Below are 11,826 nucleotides of genomic sequence, written 5' to 3' on the forward strand. Positions count from 1 at the left end.
CTTTAACATTTTATGATAACACTACTCCCGAGCCTCGCGCCATTCCCTCGCCAGCCGTTGCGCTTCCTCGATCTGCGCCGGGGTCATCCGCGCCTCCAGCATGTCGAGCGTCGTTCGATCGTGCCGGTCGTTCTGCGACACGGCGAGATAGAGCCACATCGCCCCCTTGACGTCGTCCCGGGCCACATCGCCGCGTCCGAAAGAGTAGAAGAGCGAACCGAGCATCCACTGTGCGGCGTCATGTCCCTGTTCGGCCGCGCGCTCGAACCAGTCATGGGACTCGTTGTAGTCCAGGGGCACACCGGAGCCACCGCTGTAGGCGAATCCGAGGTGAAACTGCGCGTCGGCGCTTCCCTGCTCCGCCGCCCGCAGGTACCACGCGGTGGCGGCGTCGTCGTCCATCGCAACGCCGTTGCCACTTTGGTACGCCTGTCCGAGCTGGACTTGCGCTTCGGGATCCCCCTCCTCGGCGGCGCGCCGAAGCTCCTCAATGTCGGGCGGATCCCACGTGTAGACCGCCGTGTCGGCCGGACGCGCGTCCTCGCCCGTGACCGCTTCCCGGATGCGCGTAGTAAACCAGTCCGGAAGACTGTTCGAGCGAGCCAGGATCAGACCCTCTTCGTCAACGAGGACGTAGACCGGGACCCCACGCAGGTCCCAGGTTCGCCGGATGTCGTTGTCGGGACCAACATGCCAGTTGACCCACGGCATCGACTCCCGCTCCAGAAACCGGTTGACCGTCTCGAGCTCGTCATCGATGCTGATCGCCAGCAGGGTGAATCGATCCGCCGGCAGCTCCGAGACCAGCTCGCGCAACTCCGGCAGCGCGTCGATGCAGGGCGGACACCATGTCGCCCAGAAGTCAATTAACACGACCCGGCCCCGATGGGCCGAGAGGCTGTCCTCGGCGCCGTCGAGCCGGCGACCCGCGATGTCCAGCGCGGTACCCCCTGGAGTTGCGTGCCGTATGGCCTGGATGAGGTCCGCCTCGGCTTCGGAGAACGTGCGAGGCGTGAACGCTCCGACCGGACCGCCCGGTGCGCCGGCGGAAAGGGCCGGCGCGGCAGTTGCGCCGTCGAAGAGCTCGTCCTCCACGCCGGCACTCAAGCCCTCAGCCGCATCGAGCGCACGTTGTCGCCAGTCGTTCCGTTGTTCTTCGTCCAGCCGCAATGCGTTGGCAGACCGCATGAAGCCGGAGGCCACGTAGTACTGCGCCATCGCGCGCAGAGATGGACTCTCGGCGTCGGCCGCCGCCTCTTCGAAGAACCGGTCGATGTCAGGCGTCGAGGACCGGCCGTCCGGCATGTGGAACCGGCGTGCATCCATCTGCCTCAGGATCGCTGGCCAGCGCCGGGAGTTTGGCGCGTGGGCGAGAAGCGCCTGTGCGCCCCTGGCCATGTGCTGGCCGGCATCCGGCTCGCCGACCGTCCGTATGACCAGGAACTCCGCGGCTTCCGTCACTCTGTCGTGGTCGCCGCCGGCGTCGATGATCGCCGTCGCCGCGGCGATGGCCGGCCGGATGTCCGGACGGTCGGCGAACGCCTCCATGATGCGAGCGTTCCGTTCCTCGGCGGGCAGGCCGGCGGCGATCTCGCCCATGCGCTGACTCCAGGCGTTCTGCAGGTCGAGGTATTCCTCCACCACCGCCCAGTCGGGGTCGATGTCGGTTCGCGCCGAGGCCGCTCCCCGAATCGAATCCGGCGGAACCGCCATCCCTGACCGCGCCACGTCGTGCCGGGCGGCGACCAGCAGGAGCCCCAGGAACAAGGGCGGCAGCACGATGACGGCCGCCATCCAGGAGAGCCGCCGGTCGTTGGGAGTCCGTGCGTGCTTGTCCGCCATGACGTCCCTCCCGGAGTTCATCATTGCGGTAGTGCGTACGCGATGAGCCGCGGCCCGCCGCCGACGGTAAGGGCGATGTACTGCCGCCCATCCGCCATATAGGTCATCGGCGTTCCGATGGCGCCGCTTGGCAGGTCGATCGACGCCAGTTCGTCGCCGGTCGCCTTGTCGTACGCGACGATGCGCGGCCCGCCGTCCGACCCGCCGGCGGTGAGGCAGTAGATGAGCAGGGTCTTGGTCAGCAGGGGACCGTTGATGGCGTTGTCGCCGCCCAGGGGGGGCAGGTTCAGGTCCCGCAGCATCGGGTGATTGCGGAAACGGTCGCCGTTGCCGGTCGGCACCCACCAGGCGTGGTCGCCGGTGTTCAGGTCGATCGCGGTCATCCGCGAGTAGGGCGGCTTGACCAGAGGCAGCCCCTGCGGCATCTGGGGTCCGCGCGGCGCGGTGCCGGAAAGCCGCTGCTCCTCGGGCGCCCCGTGCGTATAGGTGACGGTGGCGCCGAGGGCCGGGTCGGGCGAGTAGAGCGTTATGAGCGCCGGGCGGTTGCGGGACGGGATGTAGATCATGCCGGTGTCGGGATCGACCGCGGCGCCGGACCAACCGGCCGTGCCGCCCGGCGGCGGCCGCATGAGCGTGCCGCGCGTCACGCCCTCGATGGGCCGGTCGAGCGGGGTGAAGAGCGGGCCGAGTCGGTAGCCGTCGACTACTTCCAGGGCCATCTGCCGCAACTCCGGCGTGAAGTCGATCAGGTCGTCGATCTCGATGCCCTGGTAGTCGAACGCCGCCGGCTTCGTCGGGAACGGCTGGGTCGGCGAGGGGACCTCGCCCGGCATGTTGGTTTCCTGCGGCACCGGACGCTCCTCGATCGGCCAGATGGGCTCGCCCGTTTCCCGGTCGAAGACATAGACAAAGCCCTGCTTGCTCACCTGCGCGATGGCGCGGATGGGCTGCCCGTCGACGACGACGTCGACCAGGTTCGGGTGGGTCGCGAAGTCGTAGTCCCACAGCCCGTGGTGGACGGCCTGGAAGTGCCAGAGCCGGTCGCCGGTCTCGACGTCGACGGCAATGAGCGTCTCCGAGAACAGGTTGTCACCGAGCCGGTCGGCGCCGTAGTAGTCGTTCGTCGTCGTGCCGGTGGGCAAGTAGACGTGCCCCAGCTCGTTGTCGCCGGCGAGCATGGACCAGACGTTGGCGTTGCCCGAGTAGCGCCAGGAGTCGTTCAGCCAGGTGTCGACGCCGAACTCGTCGGTGCTGTTGGGAACGGTGTGGAAGTCCCAGGCATGCTCACCGGTCCGGACGTCCCAGGCCCGCACCCAGCCCGGGATCGCTTCCTTTGTGATCCGCCGGTCGGCGACGTGCGAGCCATGGATCACCCGGTCGCGCACGACGATGGGCGGCGAGTGGATTCCCCACGGCAGCGCGTTCAGGTAGTCGCGCTCGTTACGGTCGGCGCGCGGCAGGCCCACCATGGCGTCCACCATGCCGTTGTCTGTTGTGCCGAACCCCTCGCACGGCTCGCCCGTCTTCGCCGCGACGCAAACGAGAAAGCCGCTGCCGGTTCCCCACAAGATGCGCTCGTCTCCCTCGCCGTCGGTCCAGTAGGCAACGCCCCGCTGCGACCACGGGGCGCTCATGGTCGGCGTTCCCGCTTCGTAGCTCTTCGGGTTGTAGACCCAGAGCGTCTCGCCGGTCGTCGCATCGACCGCCACGCCCTGCGAGAGCGGCGTGTTGAAGTAGAGAACGCCTCCCACCATCAGCGGAGTCGCCTGCAGGCGCGAGTACCCCGGACGGTGACCGGGACGGTAGAGATCCGGCGTGTCCTCGACCAGGGAGTCGACAATGTCGTCCAGCGGGGCCCACCATTCGCCGCCCCCGGGCATCGTTCGGCTCACTACTCGATCCACGGTCGTCCACTCCCAGGCGATCTCGAGATCGGCGAAGTTGTCCCGGTCGATCTGGTCGAGCGGCGAGTACTTCGTGCCCTTGACGTCGCCGGCGTAGCTCATCCACTCGCCGTTGGACGTGTCGTAGGTCTGCCACGGCCCATCTGATCCCGCCGACTGGGCGTCCGAGGGCGCGGGTCCGAAGACGAGCAGTGCCGACAGCAGGGCAAGTGGGAACGACTGACGCATGGCGTGACCTCCGTTAGTGGCGCAGTTGCCGGACGCGCGATGGCCCGGACCGCTGAATCTCTCTGATGCCAGCCATCCTACACCTGTCGCCCGATGACCGGGAGGTGGGGCTGCGTTGAGGCGGAGGTCAGGTGGGCCGGTACCACGTCCCGCGTCCATGGCCGTGTCTGGTCAGATGGCCGTTGCGGGTCAGTGCCTTTACGTGATCCTTGATTGTGTTGCGGCTGGCCCCGGTCGCCTCCGCGGCGGCACGAATGGTGACGCGACTGTGGTCTCGGGCGATCCGCAGAATGCGTAACGATAGCTCGGGCAAGTCGCCGAGCATCAGGCGTTCACGCTCGATGGTCTCTTGTAGGTGCTGCTTCTGCCTTTGCAGCGCGGCCAGAAAATACCCCAGCCAGGGACTCCAGTCCGGCGCGCGGGTTCGGAGCGTTCGCTGGGTGCGGCGCAGAGCCAGATAGTAGGCGTCCCGGCTCTGTTCGACGACGCGTTCCAGGGAGGAATAGGAGACGTAGCCGTATCCGGCACGCAATAGGAGGAGGGTCGTCAGAATCCGCGAAAGGCGGCCATTGCCGTCCTGAAAAGGATGGATGGCGAGAAACGTGACGACGAAGACGGCGATGGTCAGCAGTGGGTGCAGGTCCGGCGAGGGGCGCGCCAGGCCGGCCTGCGTCCACGACAGCAGATCGGCGGTCAGCCGGGGCGTGTCGAAGGGCGCCGCGGTCTCGAAAACGACGCCCAGTCGCGTGCCGTCGGGGCCGAACGCTTCCACGTGGTTGGGAAGCGTCTTGTAGGCGCCGCGGTGGCGTTCGTCCTTCTCCGAGTACTTCAGCAGGTCGCGGTGAAGTTGCCGTACGTGGTTCTCGGTGAGGTCGATGACCTCCCAGGCGGCGAACACCGTGTTCAAGGTGTCGGCGTACCCAGCCACCTCCTGTTCGTCACGCGTCGCGAACGACCCGACCTCTACCTCGGAGAGCAGCCGCTCGACCTCCGCGTCGCTCAGCTTCGCCCCCTCAATGCGCGTGGACGAGCCGACGCTCTCGATCGTTGCCACCCGTCGCAGGCGAGACAACCTCTCCGGTTCCAGGCGGCCTAGGGCGAGCCAGGCGCCCTTGAATTCGTCGATCTCTGCGATGAGTCCAAGGATCTCCGGAGTGATGCGCAACGACGACACGTTAGGTGTGCCATCCATTTGTCCATCCGTTTCCATCCGATATTGAGCTTGCCATGCTTGCCATCCATTTGTCCATCCGTTTCCATCCGATTGGCGTTCTCCCGTCACCCGGGGCTCTGGTCAACGACGGCTCTCTCGACTAGCATGCGTTCATGGCGGGAGAGCCATTCGACGTCAGGGTTGCGCCACGATGGAAGGCAAACGGGTGGGTGTTGTCGGGAGTTCTGCTCCTCGCGGTCGCAGCGCTTCAGATTGGCGGTCTGTCCGCGGTCGTGGGGACGATCCTCGGTGGGGAAGGACCAGCACCGGTCTCGGCCGCGCACCTGCCGCCGAGTGGAGCTACGGCGCGAGGTGATCTCGAAGCGTCGTCCCGGCGCGCCGAGTTCGTCGACATCGAGCTTGCCGAAGGCGTGACGCCGGTCCGCGCTTGGGTGGTCCATCCGGATCAGCCCCGCGCCCCCATCGTGATTGTCCTTTCCGATCTTTACGGGCTGTCGAACTGGGTCCGGAGCATCGCCGACGCGTTTGCGGCGGAGGGGTTCCTCGCAGTCGCTCCCGATCTGCTCACTGCCGCTGCACCCGCGGGGAGCGACCACCCCTTCTTCCTCGAGGAGACCAGGGTCGTGCCTACGGTTTCGAGGATCTCGTCGCGTGAGCTGACGGTCCGGCTCGACGCGGTTCGATCCTGGGCGCTCGATCTGCCGGCCGCCAGCGGACCTCTCGGGATGGTCGGCTTCGACTGGGGCGGGTCGGCCGGCTTGGCCTACGCGGTCGCGCAACCGGGCCTGGATGCGCTGGTCGTCTTTTACGGGGCCGCTTCCGGCACGGCATCCCACTACGAGCGGATCAACGCACCGGTGCTCGCCCTCTACGGCGGCGACCTCAGGACGGCCGAGACGGTGCCGCGGGTGACGGCAGCCATGGCCGCCGCGGGACGTTCTTTCGAGCCGATCGTCTACGAGGGGGCGACCGTCTTCCTGAAGGCCCAGGAAGGCCTGGACGCCAACCGCCGCGCCACGGAAGACGCGTGGCCCCGCACCCTGGCGTTCCTCCGGGAGCACCTGGCCGATTAGCGGCTCCCTTTGGCTGCACCCGAGCGGTGAGCCAACGCTGCGGATCGGTCGAGCTGGCGCCGCAAGCCAGGGCCGTCAAGGCCCGATTGACACCCCTCCGGGCGCGGTTTAGCATCCAGGGATCGATGGCATGCTGGTACGAAACTGCCCTGATTCCGGGGCATGAACGGCCAGCCGGCGGGTGCTGACGACGTGAGCCAGACGTATCTCGCGACGCTCGTGACGACAGCGGTGCTTGCCCTGGGCTTGGCCGCACCGCGGGCCGCGGCCGCCCAGTCCGAGCTGACCGACCACCGCGCCCTGCTCGACCGCTACTGCGTCACCTGCCACAACACGGCGATGGTGACGGGCGCCGGCGAACCCGCCTCGCCGCTCGTCGCGCAACTCCGCTCGGTCGGCCTCACCCTGGACACGCTGGACGTCGCCGACGTTGGCGCGCACGCCGCCGACTGGGAGCGCGTGGTCCGGAAAATGCGGGGCGGCGTGATGCCGCCGGCCGGACGTCCCCGGCCGGACGCCGCCGCCGCCGGGCGCTTCCTCGACTGGCTGGAGGGCGAACTGGATCGGGCTTGGGCGGTCACCGGCGACCCGGGCCGAACGGCGACGTTCCACCGCCTGAACCGGACCGAATACCGCAACGCCATCCGCGACCTGCTGGCGGTCGAACTCGAAGCCGACGACCTGCTTCCGGCCGACGACGCCAGCTTCGGCTTCGACAACATCGGCGGCGTGCTGCGGATGTCCCAGGCGCTTATGGAGCGCTATCTCGCCGCGGCCCGCACCGTGAGCCGCCTTGCCGTCGGCAGCCCCCCGCCGGCCGTCGCCGCGGACACCTACGAGGCGGCGCAGGACCTGTCGCAGCACGCGCGGGTCGAGCGGTTGCCGTTCGGGACGCGCGGCGGCCTGCACATCGAGCATCTCTTTCCGCAGGACGCGGAATACGAGGTCCGGATCCAGTTGAGTAACGCACGCCGTCTGGCCGAGACGCACGATCTTGAAGTGACGATCGACGGGGAGCAGGCAAGGCTGATCGCGGTTGGCCCGCCGGCCGAGGGAGTGCCGGAGAATCCGTACGCGCAGGCGTCGACGATCGACCTGCGCCTACCCTTTGCCGCCGGCCCCCGCGAAGTCGGCGTCACTTTCTTCCGGAAGCCGGCGGCGCTCGTCGAACAGGTGCGCGAACCGTTCGCGAACCCGCGGGTCGCGGGCAACGCAGGTGGCCTTGCGGGCGCGCAGCCGTTCGTCCAGAGCGTGACCATCACCGGCCCGTACGATGCGACCGGCGTCTCGGAGACGCCGTCGCGGGCGCGAATCTTCACCTGCCGGCCGGCGTCCGAAGCGGGCGAGCCGGCCTGCGCGCGCGAGATCCTCACGACGCTGACCCGCCGGGCCTACCGCCGGGCTCCGACCGCCGAAGAGTTGGGCGTCCTGCTCGACTTCTATGAACAGGGCCGGGGCGGCGGCAGCTTCGAGGACGGGATCGAGTTGGCGCTCCGTCGCCTGCTCGTCAGTCCCGAGTTCCTCTACCGGATCGAGGTGGACCCGGATGGCGTCGAGCCCGGCGCACCCTACCGCGTCCGGGATATCGAGTTGGCGTCGCGGCTGTCCTTCTTCCTCTGGAGCAGCATCCCCGACGACGAGTTGCTCGACGCAGCGGAAGCGGGGCGGCTGGGCGACCCGGCCGAACTCGAGCGGCAGGTGCGCCGGATGATCGTCGACCCACGCTCCGAGACGCTGACGACGAATTTCGCGGCGCAGTGGCTGCAGTTGCGGAACCTGGAGACGACAGTGCGTCCGGGCGATCCGTTCTCGGTCGCCTTCGACGAGTCACTCCGGCAGAGCATGCTGCGCGAGACGGGTCTGTTCGTCGATGACGTCATCCGGGCCGACCACGGCATCATCGAGCTGCTGACCGCCGACTACACGTTCCTGAACGAGCGGCTCGCGGAGCACTACGGCATTCCCGGCGTGACCGGCAGCCACTTCCGGCGGGTGACACACGCGGCCGACAGCCCGCGCCGCGGGATTCTGGGGCACGGCAGCATCCTGACCCTCACGTCGCACGCCATCCGGACCTCCCCGGTTCTCCGCGGCAAGTGGATTCTCGACAACCTGCTGGGCACGCCGCCGCCCGACCCGCCGGCGAACGTCCCGGCCCTGAATGACCAACGGACGCAGGCGAAGCGGCCGACCCTCCGCAAGCGGATGGAGGAGCATCGCGACAACCCGGCGTGCTCGGCCTGCCACGCGATGATCGATCCGACCGGCTTCGCGCTTGAGAACTTCGACGCGATCGGCCGGTGGCGGGAAGTGGACGAGTCGTTCTACCCGATCGATCCGTCGGGGGTGTTGCCGGACGGCCGGTCGTTCGGCAGCGTGGGCGAGATGCGCGAAGCGCTCGCCTCCCGGCCGGAGCAGTTCGTCACCACCGTGACCGAGAAGCTGATGACCTACGCGCTCGGCCGCGGCCTCGACTACTACGACATGCCGACCGTCCGCCGCATCGTGCGCGAAGCGGCGCCGGACTACCGCATCCAGTCGGTGATCCTGGGTATCGTCACCAGTGATCCGTTCCTCATGAGGAGATCGCAATCATGATCGTCACGCACAAGTCCCTTTCCCGGCGGACCGTGCTGCGCGGACTGGGCGCCACCGTAGCCCTCCCCCTGCTCGACGCCATGGTGCCGGCCCTGTCGGCCACGGCGCGGGCGGTCACCGCGCCGGTGCCGCGGCTGGCGTTCTTCTATGTGCCGAACGGCATCCTTCCGCGCAGCTTCCATCCGGACGGAAGCGGCGGGTCGGGCTTCGAGCTGACCCCCGTGCTGAGTCCGCTCGCACCGTTTCGCGATCAGATGACGGTGGTCACGGGCCTGAGCAACTCGGGGGTGGTCAGCCCGAACGAGGGCGGCGGCGTGCACACGCGGGCGCACGGCGGCTGGCTGAACGGCATCCTCCCGAAACGGACCGAGGGGGCCGACATCCGCGCCGGCAAGACGATCGATCAGTACGCGGCGGACAAGCTGGGGGCTGACACCGCGCTCCGCTCGCTGGAGCTGACGACCGAGTCGAACTACCAGGTGGGCAACTGTGAGAACGGCTACTCGTGCGCCTACCGCAACTCGACATCCTGGCTGACGCCGACGACTCCGCTGCCGCACGAACGCGACCCGCGCGTCATCTTCCAGCGGCTGTTCGGCGACGGCGGCAGCGTCGAAGCGCGCTTGGCGCAGATGAAGACCGACCGCAGCATCCTCGATTCGGTCACGGATTCCGTGCAGCGGATCGAACGGCGGATCGGGGCGCAGGACCGCGCCACCGTCGACGAGTACCTGTCGTCGATCCGCCAGATCGAACGGCGTATTCAGCGGACGGAAGAGACGAACACGACGACGCCGCTTCCCGCCGTCGATCAGCCGGCGGGCGTGCCGGACGACTACGAGGAGCATGTTGGCCTGCTGCAGGACATGCTGGTGCTCGCCTTCCAGGCCGACATCACCCGCGTGAGCTGCATGCAGATGGCGCGCGAGACGAGCGGCCGGACCTACCCGAACATCGGCGTGCCGGAGGCGCACCACACGGTGTCGCACCACCAGCAGGATCCGCACAACATCGCGCAGTACACGAAGATCAGCCAGTACCAGATGACGCTCTTCTCGAAGCTGGTCGAGAAGATGCGCAACACGCCGGACGGTGACGGTACGCTGCTCGATCACAGCATCCTTCTGCATGGGGCGGGCATGGGCGACGGCGATCAGCACACGCCGTACAACCTGCCGATCACGTTGATGGGCGGCGGCGCCGGCCAGCTCGACGGCAACCGGCACCTCGTCTACGAGATGCACACGCCGTTCATGAACCTCGGGCTGACCCTGCTCGAGAAGGTGGACGTGAAGGTGGACCGAATAAGCGACAGCACCGGGCCGCTGACGGGGGTCTAGGAACATGTTGAAGTCGTCAAGCGGTTCGCGGGCAGTCCCGGTTGCGCTGGCCGCGCTCGCGGTGCTGGTCGCCGGGTTGGCGGCGAGCCCGGCGGCGGAAGCGGCCGGCAACCGTGACGTGCCCCTGATCGCGGCGGTCAGGGCGGGCGACGTCGATGCGGTCCGCGCGCTGGTCGGCGACGCGACCGTCGACGTGAACCAGGCCGAGCCGGACGGCGCCACCGCCCTGCACTGGGCCGTGCACCGCAACGACCCCGCTCTGGTTGACCTGCTGCTCGAAGCGGGCGCCGACGTAGCCGCGATCAACCGGTACGGCGTACAACCGCTGGCACTCGCCGCCGAGAACGGCAGCGCGGCGATTCTGGAGGTATTGATCGACGCCGGCGCCGATCCGAACGCAGCGCTCCCGGAAGGCGAAACGGTGCTGATGACGGCGGCGCGCTCTGGCGACGCCGACGCCATCCGGTTGTTGCTCGTGCGCGGCGCCGACCCGAACGCGCGCGACGAGTACCGCGGCCAGACCGCCCTGATGTGGGCGGCGTCCCGGAACAACGCCGCCGCCATCCACGCTCTGGCTGAGTTGGGCGCCGACATCCATGCGCGGACGGAGACGGGTGGACGGCCTCCGAACGGCAGCCGGATGTTCTACGCGCCGCATCCGACCGGCTTCACGGCGTTGATGTTCGCGGCGCGCGACGGGCATCTCGACGCCATGCGCGTCCTGCTGGAAGCGGGGGCCGGCATCAATGACACGCTGTCCGACGGCCAGAGCGCGCTGGTCGTCACGGTGGCGAACGCCAACTGGGAGCTGGCCGACTACATGCTCGACCGGGGCGCCGACCCGAACTTGGCGGACGCCGGCTGGAACGCCCTCCACCAGTTGCTCCGGACCCGCCGGATGAACACCGGCTTCGGTTTCCCGGCGCCGATTCCGACCGGCAGCGTCGACAGCATCGACGTGCTGAAGAAGATGATCGCACTGGGCGGCGACGTCAACGCCCGCATGACCGTCAACGGCATGAAGGACGGTCAGCGTAACCGGCTGAACCGACTGGGGGCCACGCCGTTCTTTCTCGCCGCAAAGGTGACCGACACGGAGGCGATGCGCGTCCTGATCGATGCGGGCGCCGACACGCTGACGCCCAATGCCGACGGCACGACACCGCTGATGGTGGCGGCCGGCGTCGCCATCTGGAACCCGGGAGAGGACGGCGGATCGCTCAAGGGGCAGGAGGAGGAGGTGCTCGAGGCGGTCCGGATCTGCGTCGAGCAGGGCGCCGACGTCAACGCCGCCAACTACCGGGGCATGACGGCGCTGCACGGGGCCGCGTTCCGGGGCATCAACAGCCTTGCCGACTACCTCGTCGCGCGGGGGGCGGACCTCGACGCGCGGACGGTCCACGGCTGGTCTCCCCTCGCCGTCGCCGAGGGCTTCAGCTACTCGGACTTCTACAAGGCGCAGAAGCACACCGCGGCGCACCTGCGCGAGCTGATGATCGCCCGGGGAATCGACACCGAGGGCGAAGGCCACGAGATCCCGGGGTCGGTCTGCTACGACTGCCTCCAGACGCGACCCGATCAGATCGAGGAGCGCACGCAGTGGGAGGCTGAACTCGAGGCGGAGTTCACGGCGCAGCTCACGTCGGATTCCCAGCCGTAGAGCGCGG

At 68.4% G+C, this 11,826-nt stretch carries 7 protein-coding genes; 4 read left to right on the forward strand and 3 right to left on the reverse strand.

Annotation, left to right across the window (positions count from 1 at the left end):
• Positions 1-21 precede the first annotated feature (21 nt).
• The 3 genes from F4Y45_15295 to F4Y45_15305 all read right to left on the reverse strand — a co-directional run bounded on the left by F4Y45_15295 (position 22) and on the right by F4Y45_15305 (position 5,166).
• Entirely contained in the window at positions 22-1,866 is a 1,845-nt protein-coding gene (locus tag F4Y45_15295; GenBank protein ID MXY25869.1) for a redoxin domain-containing protein, read from the reverse strand.
• Positions 1,863-3,974 carry a pyrroloquinoline quinone-dependent dehydrogenase gene (locus tag F4Y45_15300; protein ID MXY25870.1) on the reverse strand — a complete coding sequence of 704 codons (2,112 nt, stop codon included), beginning with the start codon at positions 3,972-3,974 and terminating at the stop codon, positions 1,863-1,865. Before F4Y45_15300 ends, F4Y45_15295 begins: the two co-directional genes overlap by 4 nt.
• A gap of 127 nt (positions 3,975-4,101) precedes the next feature.
• Positions 4,102-5,166 carry a Fic family protein gene (locus F4Y45_15305; protein MXY25871.1) on the reverse strand — a complete coding sequence of 355 codons (1,065 nt, stop codon included), beginning with the start codon at positions 5,164-5,166 and terminating at the stop codon, positions 4,102-4,104.
• Between the two features lie 134 nt (positions 5,167-5,300).
• Here F4Y45_15305 and F4Y45_15310 point away from each other — a divergent pair, with 134 nt between their 5' ends.
• The 4 genes from F4Y45_15310 (at position 5,301) to F4Y45_15325 (ending at position 11,819) form a co-directional block, all read left to right on the forward strand.
• Complete coding sequence (locus F4Y45_15310) at positions 5,301-6,221, forward strand: dienelactone hydrolase family protein (protein MXY25872.1); 921 nt, start codon at positions 5,301-5,303, stop codon at positions 6,219-6,221.
• A gap of 162 nt (positions 6,222-6,383) precedes the next feature.
• Positions 6,384-8,819, forward strand: coding sequence for a DUF1592 domain-containing protein (locus tag F4Y45_15315; protein MXY25873.1), 2,436 nt, complete (start codon positions 6,384-6,386; stop codon positions 8,817-8,819).
• Entirely contained in the window at positions 8,816-10,159 is a 1,344-nt protein-coding gene (locus F4Y45_15320; GenBank protein MXY25874.1) for a DUF1552 domain-containing protein, read from the forward strand. The genes F4Y45_15315 and F4Y45_15320 overlap by 4 nt, the downstream gene beginning before the upstream one ends.
• A 4-nt stretch (positions 10,160-10,163) precedes the next feature.
• Complete coding sequence (locus F4Y45_15325; protein ID MXY25875.1) at positions 10,164-11,819, forward strand: hypothetical protein; 1,656 nt, start codon at positions 10,164-10,166, stop codon at positions 11,817-11,819.
• Positions 11,820-11,826: the final 7 nt, after the last annotated feature.

This window comes from Acidobacteriota bacterium, from assembly GCA_009838525.1.
Lineage (GTDB): Bacteria > Acidobacteriota > Vicinamibacteria > Vicinamibacterales > UBA8438 > VXRJ01.